Source organism: Cellulomonas sp. P4_D11 (assembly GCF_056401915.1).
The window spans coordinates 69,063-84,987 of record NZ_JBFUIK010000006.1 but is presented as its reverse complement, the minus strand read 5'-3'; the positions used below and the strand labels follow the sequence as shown (position 1 = coordinate 84,987).

Sequence of the window (15,925 nt, the reverse complement as noted above, 5' to 3'; positions counted from 1 at the left end):
GCCGTCCGGACAGGGACGACGGTGATGCGGGTGGTCGGTGTCAGCCGACGTAGGCGTGCGCCACGAGACCGCCGATGACGCCACCGACCAGGGGGCCGAAGACCGGCACCCAGGAGTACGCCCAGTCGCTCGGGCCCTTGCCCCTGATGGGGAGAAGGGCGTGCGCGATGCGGGGACCGAGGTCACGCGCAGGGTTGATGGCGTAGCCCGTGGGCCCACCGAGGCTGGCACCGATGCCGACCACGAGCAGGGCGACGGCGAGCGGGCCGAGACCCGAGGGGGTCTTGCCGAACGCCAGGATGACGAAGACCAGCACGAACGTGCCGATGACCTCCGTGATGAAGTTCCACGCGTACGAACGGATAGCCGGGCCGGTCGAGAAGACGGCGAGCTTGGTGGCGCCGTCGGCGTCCTCGTCGAAGTGCTTCTTGTAGGCGAGGTAGCAGAAGAGTGCGCCGAGGGCGGCACCCGCCATCTGTGCGGTGACGTACAGGAAGCCGTTGGCTGCGGTGACCGGGACGCCCGGCGCGAAGTCAGCTGCGCCGCTCGCCCAGATCCCGATCGTCACTGCTGGGTTGAGGTGTGCCCCGGACTTGAAGGCGGTGTAGACACCTGCGAAGACCGCGAGGCCCCATCCGAAGTTGATGAGCAGCCAGCCGCCGTCGAACCCCTTGTTCCTCGGCAGGATGACGTTCGCGACGACACCGGTACCGAGCAGCACGAGCATCCCGGTACCGAGAACCTCGGAGAGGAAGACCTCTCCCATTGTGTAGTCCACTGTCGACCCTTTCTGACGGACGTCGTTGTCACGTGCGCCCCGCGGAGGACCGCGGGGAGTCTTCAGGTTCCGGCGGGTCCGGAGGAGCCCTTCCCGCGCGGCGAACCGGGCTTGGTGCCCGCGGCGACCGGCCCGTCGGAGAGCATCGGCGGCACGTCGGCCGCGCGCAGCCGGACCTTCACGGCCTCGGCGTCGTCGGTCTCTCGCGCCGCCGCGTCCTCGGCCTCGGCGCGGGCGCGGTACGCCTCGATCTCCTGGCTGCGCTTGTGCGCGTCCCAGCCCAGGACGGGGGCGACGAGGTCCGCGATCTCCTCGAGGGCTCCCACACCCTTGTCCGCCTGCTCGTAGTTGAGCCGGGTGCGGTGCATGAGGACGTCGTCGAGGTGCAGCGCGCCCTCGTGGCTGGCCGCGTAGACGATCTCGGCGCCGATGTACGCGTCGGCGTTCGCCAGCGGCTCCGCCAGGGACGGGTCGGCGTCGACCAGGTCGATGAGCTCGCCGAGCAGCGAGCCGTACCGGTGCAGCAGGTGGTCCATGCGCGGCCGGGTCCAGCCGTACTTCTGGCCGATCGCGCGGGCCTGCCGCTGGAACACCTGCAGGCCCTCCGCGCCGACCAGCGGGAGGTCGTGCGTGATGGACGGCAGGCTCGTCGCGCGGCTGCCGATGGCGAAGTCGACCGCGTCCTTGGCCATCACGCGGTAGGTGGTCAGCTTGCCGCCCGCGATGACGGTGAACCCCGGGGCGGGTGCGGCGACCGTGTGCTCGCGCGACACCTTCGCGCTGCTGGTGCCCGCCTTCACCTGCGGCTGGAGCAGCGGTCGCAGGCCGGCCCAGGTGCCGATGATGTCCTCGCGCGTGATCGGCCGGGACAGCACGGCGTTGGCGTGCTCGATCACGTAGTCGATGTCCGCGCTCGTCGCGACGGGGTGGACGAGCTCCTGCTCCCACGGCGTGTCCGTCGTGCCGATCACCCAGTAGCGCGACCACGGGATGATGAACAGCACCGACTTCTCGGTCTGCAGGATCAGCCCCACGTCCCCGGCGATCCGGCTGCGCGGGACGACGATGTGGATGCCCTTGCTGGCGAGCACGCGCAGCCCGCCCTCGGCCCCCGCGAGCGACTCCGTCTGCTCCGTCCACACACCGGTGGCGTTGATGACCGCCCGGGCACGGACGTCGATCCGCTCGCCGGTCTCCAGGTCGACCACCTCGGCGCCGGTCACCGCGCCGCCGGTCGTCGTCTGCAGGTCGAGCACCTGTGTGCGCGACGCGGCGTGCGCGCCGTAGCTCACGGCGGTGCGGACCAGGGTCTCGACGAGCCGGGCGTCGTCGACGCTCGCGTCCCAGTACCGGACCGCGCCGATCGCGGCGTCGTGCCGCAGGTCGGGGAAGAGGCGCTCCATGCCCTTGCGGGTCAGGTGGCGGTGGATCGGGAGGGCGCGCTTCGAGCCGGTGACCGAGGCGAGCGTGTCGTACAGCGCGACGCCGGCGCCGACGTAGGCCCGCTCCCACACCCGGTTCTCCAGCGGGTAGAGGAAGCTGACGGGCTTGACCAGGTGCGGCGCGAGGCGGTTGATCAGCAGGTCACGCTCGGTGAGCGCCTCGCGCACCAGGTGGAAGTCGAGCATCTGCAGGTAGCGCAGGCCGCCGTGCACCAGCTTGCTGGACCGGCTCGAGGTGCCGCTCGCCCAGTCCTGGGCCTCCACGATCGCGGTCGAGAGCCCTCTCGACACGGCGTCGAGCGCGATCCCCGCGCCGGTGACCCCGCCGCCGATCACCAGGACGTCGAGCTCGTTCCCGCGTTCGGCACTCCCGCGCATGGCGTCGAGTGCGTCCTGTCGTGCCTGGGCCGTCAGCGGCGCCGTCCTCATCCGTGGTACCCCCGGTGGTTCTGTTGTGTCGCAGTTGTCCAGCGTCGTCCCACTCGCCCGGTACGGGCTTGCTCGCTATCGTCGTCATGAGGCGAACGAACGCGCAACTGCGGTGCACATACGTGCAACATGGGTCGCGGGCCGGAGGGGGGTCATCGTGTACATCGAGCGGGAGCAGGACGTCCTGCGGGCGGCGTCCATGTACTACCTCCAGGACATCAAGATGGAGGTCATCGCCCGCCATCTCGGCACCTCCCGGTCGACCGTCTCGCGACTGATCAAGCGGGCGCGGCAGTCCGGTCTGGTCGAGATCACGCTCCGGCCGGCGAGCACGCGTGCACCGGGTCTGGGCCGCACGATCGCCGCGGCGTTCGGCATCGACACCTACGTCGTCCCCGTCCCGGACTCCGCCAGCCACATCGAGCGGCTGGACCAGGTGTCCATCACGGCGGCACGCCTGCTGTCCTCGTGGTTCGACTCCGACATGGTCCTCGGCGTGGCCTGGGGCACCACGCTCGCGTCCGTCTCGCGGTACCTCGCCCCCAAGCCGACGCGCGGCTCCGCGGTGGTCCAGCTGAACGGCGCCGCGAACATGCGCACCAGCGGGATCGAGTACGCCAGCGACCTGATCTCGACGTTCGGCACCGCGTTCGCCGCCGCCGTGCACCACTTCTCGGTGCCCGCGTTCTTCGACTACCCCGACACGAAGGCCGCCATGTGGCGCGAGCGGTCCGTCCGGCGCGTGCTCGACATGCAGCGCCGCGCGGACATCGCGGTGTTCTCGGTCGGTGCGGTGGCCGGCGCCGTGCCGTCGCACGTGTACTCGGCGGGCTACCTCGACGACGCCGACGTGAAGAACCTGCACGACGAGGGCGTCGTGGGCGACGTCTGCACCGTCTTCCTGCGGGCCGACGGCTCGTGGCAGGACGTGCACCTCAACGAGCGCGCCACCGGTCCGACGCCCGTCGAGCTCCAGCGCGTCCCGCGCCGCGTCTGCGTCGTGGCCGGCGACAACAAGGTGGCGCCGCTGCTCGCCGCGCTTCGCGCCGGGGTGGTGACGGACCTGGTGGTCGACGAGATCACGGCCACCGGGCTGCTCGACGCGGCCGAGCCGCCCCACCCGCGGCGGGTGCGCGCGCGGGTCTGACCGCCGACGCGTCTCGGGAGCCGGGCGGCTCCCGGGTCCCGGCCGGGCACGCCAGTACCTTGGCCGGATGTCCTTCCGCGTCCGCCCCGCCCTGCCGGCCGACGTCCGGGCCATTCGCGCCCTCGTCGAGCCCTACGCCGCCGAGCGCATCCTGCTGGCCAAGGAGTGGGTCGGGTACTACGAGGCCGTGCAGGAGTTCCTCGTCGTCGAGGCGGAGGACGGGACGCTCATCGGCTGCGGCGCCCTGCACGTCATGTGGCAGGACCTCGCGGAGATCCGCACGCTCGCCGCCGACCGCTCCCGGCGGGGGACCGGCGTGGGGCACGCGCTTCTCGACGCCCTGCTGGAGCGGGCCCGGCAGATGGGTCTGCGCCGGGTCTTCTGCCTGACGTTCGAGGTGGCGTTCTTCGAGTCCCACGGGTTCCACGTCATCGAGGGCACGCCCGTCACGCCGGACGTCTACCTCGAGCTGCTGCGCTCGCACGACGACGGCGTCGCCGAGTTCCTCGACCTCGCGCGCGTCAAGCCGAACACCCTGGGCAACACGCGGATGCTGGTCGAGCTGGACTGAGCCGTCGGGGAAAAGCCCTGGGGCCCCGACGCTCGTTCGGGCACGCTGAGCGCGTGACCACCTACCTGGCGACCGACCGCCTCACGCTGCGCCCGTTCACCGCCGACGACGCCGACCTGCTGATCGAGCTGGACAGCGACCCGGAGGTCATGCGCTACCTGTCCGGGGGCGAGGCGACGCCGTCGGAGATCGTGCGCGAGCAGATCCTGCCGAGCCTCCTCGCGGCCTACGAGAGGTGGGACGGCGACTTCGGGCTGTTCGCGGCGTACGAGAAGGAGAGCGGCGACTTCATCGGCTGGTTCTGCCTGCGCCCCGAGCGCGGTGGTCCGCTGGACCAGGTCGAGCTCGGGTACCGGCTGCGCCGCGACGCGTGGGGCAAGGGATACGCCACCGAGTGCTCGCGGGCGTTGCTGCGCAAGGCGTTCTCGGAGCTCGACGTGCGCGTGGTCTGGGGGGAGACGATGTCCGTGAACCTCCCCTCGCAGAACGTGATGGAGAAGCTCGACATGACGGTCACCGAGACCCTCGACACGCCCGAGGACATGCTCGCGGTCGAGGGCTCCGAGCTCGGCGGCCTGCGGTACGAGATCACCAAGGAGCAGTGGGACCGGCTCTAGCCCGTCAGCCGAGGACGAGCTCGATGCCGTCGACGGTGTTCCGCAGGTCGGTGACCGGGCGCAGGGTGCCGTCGGGGAGGCGGACCGCGACCGCGTCAGGTGCGCCCATCGGCCGGGTGGCGCGCATCGTCTGCAGGCGCATCACCAGGGCGGACCCGGAGACCGAGGCGCTGTGCGGGGCGCCGATCGAGCTGGGCGGGAACAGCGGCCCGTCGGCTCGGACGCCGGCCGGCACCGGGTTCCAGGTCGGGGCGACCTCCGCCACGGGAGCGGGGTCCTGCAGCGCCAGGCGAACCCGGTCGAGGAAGTCGTCGACCTCCTGCTGGTCGTAGCCCTCGCGCCACTTCGTGGCCTGGAACCGGACCGCCTCCAGGTCGGCGACGGTCACCGGCTTCGCGGCGCGGCCGACACCCTCGCGCTCCTTGAGCGTCTCGGCCACCCGGTCCAGGAAGTCGTCGACCTCGTCCTGGTCGTAGCCCTCGCGGAACTTGGTGGCCGCGAACTTCTGGTTGAGGACGTCGAGGGCGCTCAGCATGGCGGCATGCTCCCACGAACGGCCTCCGGCGCCGCGCAGGTCGACGTCCGTCAGGCCGGGAGCCGGTAGGTCGGGGGGTCGTCGTCGCTCGCGGCCGGGTCGCGGGTGACCAGGCCGTCGGCGACCAGGCCGTCGACGCACCGGGCCAGCTGCCGGGCGTCCGGCCAGACCGCGTCGACCGCGGCGGCCGGCACGGGACCGAGGGCGTCGCGCAGCAGGGCCATCACGCGGCCGCGCACCTGCCGGTCCGTGCCCTCGAAGGACTGGGTCCGACGCCGGCCGGCGTGCTCGTCGGCGGGTCGGCCTTTCCCGTACCAGGCGCACACGTCGCGCACCGGGCAGGCGTCGCACCGGGGCGAGCGGGCGGTGCAGACGAGTGCGCCGAGCTCCATCGACGCCGCGGCCCAGCGCGCCGCGCGCGCGTCGTCGTCAGGCACGTAGCCGGCCGCGCGCCGGACCTCGTCGACGGTCTGGCTCGGCGCGGGCAGCGCGACGCCGTCGACCGTCCGGGCGAGCACGCGCCGCACGTTGGTGTCGAGCACGACCGACCGGCGACCGTAGGCGAAGGCCAGCACGGCGGCGGCCGTGTAGGAGCCGATGCCCGGCAGGGCAAGCAGCGACGCCTCGTCGGCCGGCACCTCGCCGCCGTGCCGCTCGACGACAGCCCGCGCGCACTCCTGCAGGCGCAGCGCGCGCCGGGGGTAGCCCAGCCGGTCCCACGCGCGGAGCACGTCAGCCGTCGAGGCCGCCGCCAGGTCGGCCGGCGTCGGCCAGCGGGCCATCCACGACCGCCACGCCGGCTCGACCCGGACCACCGGCGTCTGCTGCAGCATGACCTCGCTGACCAGGACGCCCCACGGCGTCCGGTCGGCCGCCCGCCACGGCAGGTCGCGGGCGTGCACGGCGAACCACGCGAGCACCGGCTCGCGCAGCTGGGCGGGGGTCGGCGGCACCGCAGCATCCTGCCTCACGTCGGGCGCGCGGCGGCTGTCGGAGGGGCTGGCTACGGTGGCGGCATGACGGAGCTGGCGGCCGCGCCGTGCGCGGGGGTCGACGAGGCGGTCGCGGTCCTGGCGGGCCGGGGCGACCCGGGCAGCTGCTTCTGCCAGTTCGACCGGTTCCCGAACTCGCAGTTCCGCACGATGTCGACCGAGGACCTCCAGGACCGGCTGGCCACCCGGATCGCGGCGCCCGGTGCCAGCCCGGGAGTGATCGCGACCGTGGACAGCGAGCCCGTCGGCTGGGCGTCGGTCGCCTCGCGGACCGAGTTCCCGCGGGTGCGCACGAGCCCGTCGATGACCACGCCAGAGCTCCGCGCCGACCTCGACGACCCCGGGATCTGGGCGGTGACCTGCTTCGTCGTCCGCACGGGCTTCCGTCGGCGCGGCGTCGCCACCGCCCTGCTGCGGGCCGCCATCGAGCACGCGCGGGCGTCCGGCGCCCACACGCTCGAGGCCTATCCGCTGGAGACCGGCACCCGACGGCGGTCGTCGGCGGACCTGTACCGCGGCACCGTCGGCCTGTTCCTCGCCGCCGACTTCGACGTGGTCGCCCGCCCCAAGGACGACCGGGCCATCGTCCGTCTCGCTCTCTGAGCCGCACCGCGCGTCGGCCGCGCGGGTGCGCGGACCTGCCTCTACGGTGGTCGCGCCGCGGGATCGCGCGGTGCTGTGGAGCGGACGAGACGGGCCGGAGGACGCATGAGCGAGTCGCGACCCCTACCCGCCCGGGTCTACTGGGTGCGCCGGTTCGTCGTCCTCGGCATCCCGCTGCTCCTGCTCCTGCTGGTCCTCTGGCTGCTGTTCGGCCGCGGGTCCGGCGACGACCCGACGCCCGCCGCGCAGACGACGTCGTCCACGCCCGCCGCCGAGACGGACGCAGCGCCGAGCACGACGCCGACGACGGACCACGGCGGGGTCGCCGACTGCGCGCCGGCCGGGCTCGTCCTCGCGATGACCCCGGACGCCACGTCGTACGCCCCCGGGGTGCCGGCCACGTTCACCGTCTCGATCACCAACACCGGCACCGAGCCCTGCCTGGTCGACGCGGGGGAGGCGCAGCGCGAGATCGTCATCACGTCGGGCGCCGACCGCGTGTGGTCGAACCGCGACTGCATCGTCGCGGGCACCGAGTCGCGCACGCTGCTGCTCCCCGGCGGCGGCGTCGACGCGACGCCGTTCGCGTGGAACCAGGTCCGGTCGGCGGAGGGGTGTCCGGCCGGGCTGCCGACACCGGGCGCGGGAACCTACTCGGCGCAGCTCAACCTCGCGGGCGCGAGCGCGCCGCCGGCCGTGTTCGGGCTGGGCTAGACGTACCGCTCGAGGATGCTCGACTCCGCCAGGCGGGAGAGCCCCTCGCGGACGGCGCGGGCGCGCTGCTCGCCGACGCCGTCGACGGCCATGAGGTCCTCGATGCCCGCGGCGAGCAGCTTCTGCAGACCGCCGAAGTGCGCGACGAGCCGGTCGACGATCGCGCCGGGCAGGCGGGGGACCTTGGAGAGCAGGCGGTAGCCGCGCGGACCGACCGCCGCGTCGAGGGCGTCGCCGCCGCCGGGCAGGCCGAGCACGCTGGCGATGCGGGCGTTGTCCAGCAGCTCGGTCGAGTCGAGCTCGGCCAGCGCGTCGAGCACGGAGTCGACGTCGCGCCGGCTGGTGTCGACATAGTCGCGGATGATGAGCGCGCGGTCGGAGCCGATGCCTCCGACCAGCTCGTCCAGCTGCAGCGTGAGCAGCCGGCCGTCGGTGCCGAGCTCGACGACGTAGCCCTCGATCTCCTCGGAGATGCGGCGGACCATCTCGAGGCGCTGGACCACGGCGGACACGTCGCGGACGGTCACCAGGTCCTCGATCTCGAGGGCGGACAGGGTGCCGCTGACCTCGTCGAGACGCGACTTGTACCGCTCGAGCGTGGCCAGGGCCTGGTTGGCGCGCGACAGGATCGTGGTCGAGTCCTCGATGACGTGCCGCTGGCCGCCCACGTACAGGGCGATGATCCGCATCGAGGCGGAGACCGAGACCACCGGCAGGCCGGTCTGCTTGGCCACGCGCTCGGCGGTGCGGTGCCGGGTGCCCGACTCCGACGTCTCGATCGTCACGTCCGGGAGCAGCTGGACGGCCGCGCGCACGATGCGGGAGATGCCCGCGTCGACGACGACGGCGCCGTCCATCTTGGCCAGCTCGCGCAGGCGGGTCGCGGAGAACTCGACGTCGAGCACGAAGCCGCCCGAGCAGATGCTCTCGACCGTCTTGTCGAACCCGAGGACGATCAGCGCACCCGTGCGGCCGCGCAGGATGCGCTCGAGCCCGTCGCGGAGCTCGCCGCCCGGGGCGACGGCAGCGAGGGTCGACCTCAGGAGGTCGTCGGGAGCGTGCGGCACGGTTGCATGGTAACGACGCCGGCCGACGACGGCTCTTGCGACCCGCATGGCGGACCCGTTCGCCCGCACGGGTTCGCCCGATCGCCGACGCCCGCGAGAAGTAACCCGGCCGTTACGAGACCGAGACGTGGCCGACGCCGACAGACTGTTGTCTATTAGGAAAGTTGCCTGTTAGTTTGACGAGGTCGCACAGCGCGGCCTCGATCAACGACGATCGGACGAGTGGACATGAGCGGCACGCCCAGCCAGCCGGGTACTCCCGGGCTGCTGCGCGCCATGAACGACAAGGCCGCGCTCGCCCTCCTGCTCGAGCACGGTCCGCTCACCCGGGCGCAGATCGGCGAGCTCACGGGCCTGTCCAAGCCCACCGCGAGCCAGGTGGTCACGCGCCTCGAGCAGCTCGACCTCATCGACGTCGTCGGCTCCGTCGCCGCCGCCCGGGGGCCGAGCGCCGTCACGTACGCGGTCCGCACCGACCGGGCCCACGCGGTCGCCGTGGACGTCCGGCCGCACCGGGTGCTCTCCACGCTGGTGGACGCCGCGGGCACGGAGTACCCGATCGCCGAGGTGCCGCTGGCGCGCACCGCCGCCGAGCGCTCGGCGGTCGGCGACATCAGCGCCGCGATCCAGGCCGCGTGCGAGTCGGCGGGCACGACGCCCGACACCGTCGTCACCGTCATCGTCGGCCTGCAGGGCGCCGTGGACCCGCGCACCGACGACCTCGCCTTCGTCGGCCTGATCCCGGGCTGGCCGCGCAAGGCGGTGCGGGCGCAGCTCGAGGACGGCCTGGGCGTCAGCGTCCGCATCGACAACGACGTGAACCTCGCGGCCGTCGCCGAGCGCGTCGAGGGCGCCGGCCGGGACGTCGACGGGTTCGCCCTGCTGTGGATGGGCGACGGGCTGGGCGTCGCGGTCGACCTCGGCGGCAGCCTGCACCGCGGGGCGTCGGGCGGGGCCGGCGAGATCGGCTACCTGCCGGTCCCGCGCGCGGCCGCCGAGCTGGTCCCGTCGGCCAAGGACCTGCAGGACCTCATCGGCGGCATCGCCATCAAGAACCTGGCCCGGGCGCACGGCGTCCGCGGCCGCTCCTTCGACGCCGTGCTCACCGACCTCGCCACGCACCCCGCGCGGCCGGCGGTGCTGAGCGAGCTCGCGACCCGCGTCGCGGTCGGCGTCGTCCCCGTGCTCGCCGTGCTCGACCCGCCCGTGGTCGTGCTCGGTGGACCGACCGGCGTCGCCGGCGGTCGAACCCTCGCCGAGTACGTGCGAGGGCACATCCGCAGGACCACCCGGTGGTCCCCGCACATCTCCGTGAGCACCGTGGCTGATCACCCGGTGCTGCGCGGTGCGCGATCCGTCGTCGGCGCCGACCTGCGCTCTCGGCTGCTCGACCTCGTCCCCTAACCACATCGACGCACGGCGACCCCGGCCGACCGGGTGCTTCGTCGCGCCCACGAACAGGAGCACACGGTGAGAACACGCACCTTCTTGGTCGTCCCCGCGATCGCCGCGGTCCTCGGCCTGGCCGCCTGCAGCGGCGGATCGTCCGGCGGCCCCACCGCCGAGGCCAGCGCGCCGTCCGAGGTGACCGGCGACATCCAGTTCTGGCACTTCTTCACCGACCGCGAGGCCGACGTCATCCAGTCCGTGGTCGACGACTTCGAGAAGGCCAACCCCGGCGTCACGGTGACGGTCAAGTCCGGCCAGGACGACGAGAAGATGCGCAAGGCGATCTCCGCCGGGCAGCCCATCGACGTCGGCCTGTCCTACTCGACCGACCAGGTCGGCCCGCTGTGCTCGTCGGGCGACTTCGCCGACCTGACCAGCTTCATCGAGCGGGACGGCGTCGACCTGACGCAGATCCCCGACACGGTGCTGGGCTACACGTCGTTCGAGGGCAAGCGCTGCACGATGCCCGCCCTCGCCGACGTGTACGGCCTGTACTACAACACCGACCTGCTGGCCGCGGCCGGCTACACCGAGCCGCCCAAGACGTTGGCCGAGCTGTCCGACATGGCCGTCAAGCTCACCACGTTCAACGACGACGGCTCGATCAAGCAGCTCGGCTTCATGCCGCTGCTCGGCTACTACGAGAACGCCGAGTCGCACTGGGGCCCGGCCGCCGACGCCGAGTGGCTCCACGAGGACGGCACGTCCGCGATCGGCTCGTCGCCGGGCTGGACCGCGATCCTCGAGTGGCAGAAGGACCTCATCGAGAGGCTCGGCGGCTACCAGAAGCTGGCCGACTTCCAGGCCGCGCTGGGCCAGGAGTTCTCGGCCGAGAACGACTTCCAGACCGGCCGCGTCGCCATGAACATCGACGGCGAGTACCGGACGGCGTTCATCGACGACCAGGCGCCCGACCTGACGTACGGCACTGCTCCGATCCCGTCGGCCGAGGGCTACGAGGACAGCTACGGCGCCGGCTACATCACCGGCAACATCGTCGGCATCGGCAAGGGCTCGAAGAACCCCGAGGCGGCCTGGGCGTTCATCAAGTACCTGACGACCGACACCGGCGCGCAGGTCAAGCTCTCCAACGGCCTGAAGAACGCGCCGACGACGAGCGACGCCATCGCGTCGCCCGACCTCGAGGTCACGCCGCAGTTCAAGACGTTCCTCGACATCTTCGAGAACCCCGCGTCCTCGACGACCCCGCCCAGCGCGATCGGTGCGGAGTACCAGACGATCTTCGGCACCCACACGGCCAAGTGGCAGCAGGGTGACGTCACGGACCTGCCGGGCATGTTCACACAGGTCGACGACGAGATCGACGCCGCCGTCAAGCTTCAGGCGGGCTGACGCCCGTGGCCTCGACGATCCAACGCCGACGGAACAGGGCGGCGCTCGCCTTCCTGTCCCCGTCGCTGCTCGGCATGCTGATCTTCTTCGTGTTCCCGCTGGTCATGACGGTCTTCTACTCCTTCACGGCGTTCGACCTGTCGAACCCGCCGCGCTGGAACGACTTCGCGAACTGGAAGTTCCTGTTCACGAGCGACCCCCTGATCGGCACCGCAGTGCTCAACACGCTGTGGTTCGTCGCGATCCTCGTGCCGGTCCGGATCGTCGGGGCCATGGTCGTCGCCTGGGTGCTCACCCGGGCGCGGCGCAGCTCCGGCGTGCTGCGCACCCTCTACTACCTGCCGGCCCTGATCCCGCCGGTGGCGGCCACGATCGCGTTCGTGTTCGTGTTCAACCCCGCCACCGGCCCGGTCAACGAGCTGCTCGGCAAGGTCGGCATCGACGGTCCGGGCTGGTTCACCGACCCGGCCTGGGCCAAGCCCTCCCTCGTCCTGCTCGGGCTCTGGGTGCTGGGCGACATCATGGTGATCTTCCTGGCCAGCCTGCTCGACGTCCCGGCCGAGCAGTACGAGGCGGCGGAGCTCGACGGCGCCAACGGCTGGCAGCAGTTCTGGTACGTCACCGTGCCCAACATGACGCCCGTGCTGCTGTTCGCCCTGATCACCGGCATCATCGCGGCGCTCCAGTACTTCACCGAGCCCGCCGTCGCGGCGACCACCGCGCAGGGCAAGGCCTCCGTGGGCGAGGGTGCCGCCGGCGCGCTCGGCTGGCCCGACCAGTCGACGCTCACCTACGGCCAGCTCCTGTACTCCAAGGCCTTCGGCGCCAACCTGCTGGGGTACGCCTCCGCGATGGCCGTCGTCCTGTTCGTCGTCGCCGCCATCGTGATGGCGTTCCTGCTGCGCCGCTTCAAGGCGTTCACCCCGGAGGTGGCCAGTTGATCCGCCACCGCTCGCCGCTGGTCTGGGTGGCGGACCACGCGATCTTCCTCATGCTCTGCGTGCTGTTCCTGGCGCCGTTCGTGTTCATCCTGCTCACGTCGGTGATGTCGCCGGAGCAGGCCGGGACGGCGTTCGGGTGGCCGACGTCGTGGCACTGGGACAACTTCGCGCTCGTGTTCGAGAAGCTGCCGATGCTCAAGTACACCGGGAACTCGTTCCTGTACGCGGGGCTGGCGACGGCGTTCATGCTCGTCTCGTCCGTGCCCGCCGGGTACGCCCTGGCCCGGATCCAGTTCCGCGGCTCGAACGTCTACCTGGTGCTCATCATCGCGATGATGCTGCTCCCGCCGCAGGTCACCAGCGTGCCGCTGTACGTGATGTGGTCGAAGCTCGGCCTCACCGGGTCGCTGTGGCCGCTGATCCTGCCCAACCTGCTGGGCGACGCGTTCTCGATCTTCCTGCTGCGCCAGTTCTTCCTGACGATCCCCAAGGAGTACACCGAGGCCGCCCGCCTGGACGGCTGCGGCGAGCTGCGGACGCTGCTGCGGGTCATCGTGCCGATGGCCAAGCCGGGCATCGCGGCGACGGCGATCTTCCTGTTCTTCACGTCGTGGAACGACTACTACGGCCCGCTGCTCTACACGTCGGAGAACGAGTCGGCCTGGCCCGTCTCCTACGCGCTCGCGCAGTTCCGCGGCACCCGCGCCGTGGACTGGAACCTGACGATGGCCGCGACCCTGATCGCGATGGTCCCCGTCGTCCTCATCTTCTTCCTCGCGCAACGGACCTTCGTGCGCGGCGTGACACTGACAGGGGTCAAGGGATGAAGCTCACCGTCATCGGCGGCGGGTCGACGTACACACCCGAGCTCGTCGACGGGTTCGCCCGGCTGCGCTCGCTGCTGCCGCTCACCGAGCTGTGCCTGGTGGACCCCTCCGACACGCGCCGCGAGCTCGTCGCCGGCGTCTCGCGGCGGATGTTCGCGCGGTACGGGTACGACGTGCGCGTCACCGCCACGTCCGACGTCGTCGCGGGGGTGTCCGACGCCTCCGTCGTGCTCTTCCAGCTGCGCGTCGGCGGGCAGGCGGCCCGGCACACCGACGAGACGTTCCCGCACGTGTGCGGCTGCCTCGGGCAGGAGACGACCGGGCCCGGCGGGCTCGCGAAGGCGCTCCGGACGGTGCCGGTCGTGCTCTCGCTCGCGTCGCTGGTCCGGCAGCACGCCCGGCCCGACGCGTGGATCGTCGACTTCACCAACCCCGTCGGCATCGTCACGCGCGCCCTCCTGCAGGAGGGTCACCGGGCCGTCGGGCTGTGCAACGTGGCCATCGGGTTCCAGCGCCGGTTCGCAACGATGCTCGATGTCGAGCCGTCCGCCGTCGCGCTCGACCACGTCGGGCTCAACCACCTGACCTGGGTGCGGGGGGTCTCCGTGGACGGCGCCGACCGGCTGCCCGGCCTGCTGGCCTCCCGGTTGGCGGAGCTTGCCGACGAGGTCGAGCTCCCGGCGTCGGCGCTGTCGCTGCTCGGCTGCGTGCCGTCGTACTACCTGCGCTACTACTACGCGCACGACGAGGTCCTGGCTGAGCAGGTCGCGCCCGGCGCCGTGTCGCGGGCGCAGGCGGTGACCGACGTGGAGAACGAGCTGCTGGCGCTCTACGCCGACCCGTCGATCAACACCAAGCCCGAGGCCCTCACCCGCCGCGGCGGCGCCTTCTACTCCGAGGCGGCCGTCGACCTGCTCGCCTCCCTCACCGCCGACCGCGGCGACGTGCAGGTGGTCAACGTCCGCAACGACGGGACGCTGCCGTTCCTGCCCGACGACCACGTCATCGAGGTGCCCGCCACCATCGGCGCGGCCGGCATCACGCCGCTGCCGGTCGCGCCGCTGGCCGACGACCTCGCCGGGCTGGTCGGGCACGTCGCCGGCTACGAGCGGCTCGCCCTCGACGCGGCCGTGCACGGCGGCCGCGACCGGGTGGTGCGTGCCCTCCTCGCGCACCCGCTGGTGGGTCAGTACGACAAGGCCGAGGCGTTGTCCGACGCCCTGCTCGCCGCCAACCGCGACCACCTCGCGTGGGCTCGATGAGGGCCGACGGGCCGACGCTGCGCACCGTCGTCGCGAGGACGAGATGACCGGCGTCCTCCTCGCGATCGACGGGGGCGGCAGCAAGACCGACGTCGTCGTGCTCGCCGTCGACGGCACGGTGCTGGCACACACCCGCGGCGGCGGCTCGTGCCCGCAGGTGATCGGCGTCCCGCCCGCGCTCGCCGTCATCGACGACCTGGTCCGGGCTGCGCTGGCGCAGGTGTCCCGGCCGCGTGTGCTGCGGGTGGGCGTCTACCTGTCCGGGCTGGACCTGCCGGTCGAGATCGAGACGTTCAGCGCCGCGCTGCACGCGCTGCCGTGGTTCGTGCAGGCGGCCGGCGTGGTGGTCGAGAACGACACCTTCGCGCTCCTCCGGGCGGGGACGCCCGAGCACCAGGCCGTCGCCGTCGTGTGCGGCACCGGCATCAACTGCGTCGGCCGCCGGGCCGACGGCGCGACCGCCCGCTTCCCGGCCCTCGGCCGGATCTCCGGCGACTGGGGCGGCGGCTTCGAGCTGGGCGAGCAGGCGATCTGGCACGCCGCGCGGGCGCTCGACGGCCGCGGGGACCCGACGATCCTCGCCCAGCTGGTGCCCTCCGCCCTCGGGCGCCCGACCATGGCCGCGGTGATCGAGGACCTGCACTTCGGGCACCTGGACCACAACGACGTCACGCTCCTCTCCCCGGTCCTGCTCGAGGCCGCCGCACGCGGGGACGCCGTGGCGGTCGGCGTGGTCGAACGGCAGGCGGACGAGATCGCCGCGCTCGCGCTCGCGGCCCTGCGCCGGCTCGACCTCACGGGCGCGGCCGTGCCGGTCGTCCTCGGCGGGGGAGTGCTCGCCGCACGTGACCCGGGCCTGACCGAGGGCATCCGGGCGCGGATCGCTGCCGGGGCGCCCGGCGCACACCTGGTGTTCGTCGCGGATCGTCCGGTGCTGGGCGCCGCGTTCCTGGTGCTCGAGGCGCACGGTGCCTCGACGGCGACCCTCGACCGGGCCCGCGCGTCGCTGTCCAGCAGGGCGGTGAGCGAGGCGGTCGCCAGCTGACCGCACCGCTGAGGCCGGGCTACCCGTCGACGAGTGCGTTCCGGACGTCGGAGACCACGGACCTGGCCGCGTGTGCGTGAAGACTTTGTCGCGTATGGCGAGACGAAGTCTTCACGCGAGTGCCCGGCCACGCCGCGCCCGCCCGGGGTCGGA

16 protein-coding genes are annotated in these 15,925 nt (G+C 72.4%); 11 read left to right on the top strand and 5 right to left on the bottom strand.

The features are described from left to right. Positions 1-40 precede the first annotated feature (40 nt). Complete coding sequence (locus AC1DT4_RS05770; RefSeq protein ID WP_477088821.1) at positions 41-766, bottom strand: MIP/aquaporin family protein; 726 nt, start codon at positions 764-766, stop codon at positions 41-43. A gap of 74 nt (positions 767-840) precedes the next feature. Next, positions 841-2,649, bottom strand: a complete 1,809-nt coding sequence (locus AC1DT4_RS05765; protein WP_477088820.1) for a glycerol-3-phosphate dehydrogenase/oxidase — start codon at positions 2,647-2,649, stop codon at positions 841-843. Between the two features lie 157 nt (positions 2,650-2,806). On the opposite strand from AC1DT4_RS05765, the gene AC1DT4_RS05760 reads away from it, so the two are divergent. The 3 genes from AC1DT4_RS05760 to AC1DT4_RS05750 all read left to right on the top strand — a co-directional run bounded on the left by AC1DT4_RS05760 (position 2,807) and on the right by AC1DT4_RS05750 (position 4,984). Beyond that, the gene (locus AC1DT4_RS05760) at positions 2,807-3,796 is read left to right on the top strand and encodes a sugar-binding transcriptional regulator (RefSeq protein WP_477088819.1); all 990 of its coding nucleotides are present in this window, start codon (positions 2,807-2,809) and stop codon (positions 3,794-3,796) included. A gap of 67 nt (positions 3,797-3,863) precedes the next feature. Continuing rightward, positions 3,864-4,367, top strand: coding sequence for an amino-acid N-acetyltransferase (locus tag AC1DT4_RS05755; RefSeq protein ID WP_477088818.1), 504 nt, complete (start codon positions 3,864-3,866; stop codon positions 4,365-4,367). A gap of 53 nt (positions 4,368-4,420) precedes the next feature. Continuing rightward, positions 4,421-4,984 carry a GNAT family N-acetyltransferase gene (locus AC1DT4_RS05750; protein ID WP_477088817.1) on the top strand — a complete coding sequence of 188 codons (564 nt, stop codon included), beginning with the start codon at positions 4,421-4,423 and terminating at the stop codon, positions 4,982-4,984. Positions 4,985-4,988: 4 nt separating this feature from the next. Here the strand turns inward: AC1DT4_RS05750 and AC1DT4_RS05745 are convergent, their stop codons facing one another. Both AC1DT4_RS05745 and AC1DT4_RS05740 read right to left on the bottom strand, forming a co-directional pair. Next, a complete protein-coding gene (locus AC1DT4_RS05745; protein ID WP_477088816.1) occupies positions 4,989-5,519 on the bottom strand; it encodes a DivIVA domain-containing protein in 531 nt (176 codons plus the stop codon). Positions 5,520-5,569: 50 nt separating this feature from the next. Next, positions 5,570-6,472 carry an HhH-GPD family protein gene (locus AC1DT4_RS05740; RefSeq protein WP_477088815.1) on the bottom strand — a complete coding sequence of 301 codons (903 nt, stop codon included), beginning with the start codon at positions 6,470-6,472 and terminating at the stop codon, positions 5,570-5,572. A 63-nt stretch (positions 6,473-6,535) separates the two neighbouring features. Between AC1DT4_RS05740 and AC1DT4_RS05735 the strand changes: the two genes are divergently transcribed. Beyond that, positions 6,536-7,114 (top strand): N-acetyltransferase family protein, encoded by a 579-nt coding sequence (locus AC1DT4_RS05735; RefSeq protein ID WP_477088814.1) that lies wholly within the window; start codon positions 6,536-6,538, stop codon positions 7,112-7,114. 105 nt (positions 7,115-7,219) lie between these two features. Further along, a complete protein-coding gene (locus tag AC1DT4_RS05730; RefSeq protein ID WP_477088813.1) occupies positions 7,220-7,828 on the top strand; it encodes a hypothetical protein in 609 nt (202 codons plus the stop codon). On the opposite strand, the gene disA is transcribed toward AC1DT4_RS05730, so the two are convergent. Further along, complete coding sequence (disA, locus tag AC1DT4_RS05725) at positions 7,825-8,943, bottom strand: DNA integrity scanning diadenylate cyclase DisA (protein WP_477088812.1); 1,119 nt, start codon at positions 8,941-8,943, stop codon at positions 7,825-7,827. The two genes, AC1DT4_RS05730 and disA, sit on opposite strands and share 4 nt — an antisense overlap. 180 nt (positions 8,944-9,123) lie before the next feature. On the opposite strand from disA, the gene AC1DT4_RS05720 reads away from it, so the two are divergent. From AC1DT4_RS05720 to AC1DT4_RS05695, 6 genes are all read left to right on the top strand, one after another. Beyond that, positions 9,124-10,299, top strand: coding sequence for an ROK family transcriptional regulator (locus tag AC1DT4_RS05720; protein ID WP_477088811.1), 1,176 nt, complete (start codon positions 9,124-9,126; stop codon positions 10,297-10,299). A 66-nt stretch (positions 10,300-10,365) separates the two neighbouring features. Beyond that, positions 10,366-11,697, top strand: a complete 1,332-nt coding sequence (locus AC1DT4_RS05715) for an ABC transporter substrate-binding protein (RefSeq protein WP_477088810.1) — start codon at positions 10,366-10,368, stop codon at positions 11,695-11,697. Positions 11,698-11,702: 5 nt separating this feature from the next. Continuing rightward, the gene (locus AC1DT4_RS05710) at positions 11,703-12,638 is read left to right on the top strand and encodes a carbohydrate ABC transporter permease (RefSeq protein ID WP_477088809.1); all 936 of its coding nucleotides are present in this window, start codon (positions 11,703-11,705) and stop codon (positions 12,636-12,638) included. Next, on the top strand, positions 12,635-13,465 hold the full coding sequence (locus tag AC1DT4_RS05705; protein ID WP_477088808.1) for a carbohydrate ABC transporter permease: 831 nt from the start codon (positions 12,635-12,637) through the stop codon (positions 13,463-13,465). The genes AC1DT4_RS05710 and AC1DT4_RS05705 overlap by 4 nt, the downstream gene beginning before the upstream one ends. Further along, the gene (locus AC1DT4_RS05700; protein WP_477088807.1) at positions 13,462-14,727 is read left to right on the top strand and encodes a 6-phospho-beta-glucosidase; all 1,266 of its coding nucleotides are present in this window, start codon (positions 13,462-13,464) and stop codon (positions 14,725-14,727) included. The genes AC1DT4_RS05705 and AC1DT4_RS05700 overlap by 4 nt, the downstream gene beginning before the upstream one ends. 43 nt (positions 14,728-14,770) lie before the next feature. Further along, complete coding sequence (locus AC1DT4_RS05695; RefSeq protein ID WP_477088806.1) at positions 14,771-15,772, top strand: N-acetylglucosamine kinase; 1,002 nt, start codon at positions 14,771-14,773, stop codon at positions 15,770-15,772. Positions 15,773-15,925 lie beyond the last annotated feature (153 nt).

Excerpts from the sequence above, each read along its gene's own strand:
- AC1DT4_RS05770 (WP_477088821.1), bottom strand. The coding sequence starts at position 766 with ATGGGAGAGGTCTTCCTCTCCGAGGTTCTCGGTACCGGGATGCTCGTG.
- AC1DT4_RS05765 (WP_477088820.1), bottom strand. The coding sequence starts at position 2,649 with ATGAGGACGGCGCCGCTGACGGCCCAGGCACGACAGGACGCACTCGAC.
- AC1DT4_RS05755 (WP_477088818.1), top strand. The coding sequence starts at position 3,864 with ATGTCCTTCCGCGTCCGCCCCGCCCTGCCGGCCGACGTCCGGGCCATT.
- AC1DT4_RS05745 (WP_477088816.1), bottom strand. The coding sequence starts at position 5,519 with ATGCTGAGCGCCCTCGACGTCCTCAACCAGAAGTTCGCGGCCACCAAG.
- AC1DT4_RS05735 (WP_477088814.1), top strand. The coding sequence starts at position 6,536 with ATGACGGAGCTGGCGGCCGCGCCGTGCGCGGGGGTCGACGAGGCGGTC.
- AC1DT4_RS05730 (WP_477088813.1), top strand. The coding sequence starts at position 7,220 with ATGAGCGAGTCGCGACCCCTACCCGCCCGGGTCTACTGGGTGCGCCGG.
- disA (WP_477088812.1), bottom strand. The coding sequence starts at position 8,943 with ATGCGGGTCGCAAGAGCCGTCGTCGGCCGGCGTCGTTACCATGCAACC.
- AC1DT4_RS05720 (WP_477088811.1), top strand. The coding sequence starts at position 9,124 with ATGAGCGGCACGCCCAGCCAGCCGGGTACTCCCGGGCTGCTGCGCGCC.
- AC1DT4_RS05700 (WP_477088807.1), top strand. The coding sequence starts at position 13,462 with ATGAAGCTCACCGTCATCGGCGGCGGGTCGACGTACACACCCGAGCTC.
- AC1DT4_RS05695 (WP_477088806.1), top strand. The coding sequence starts at position 14,771 with ATGACCGGCGTCCTCCTCGCGATCGACGGGGGCGGCAGCAAGACCGAC.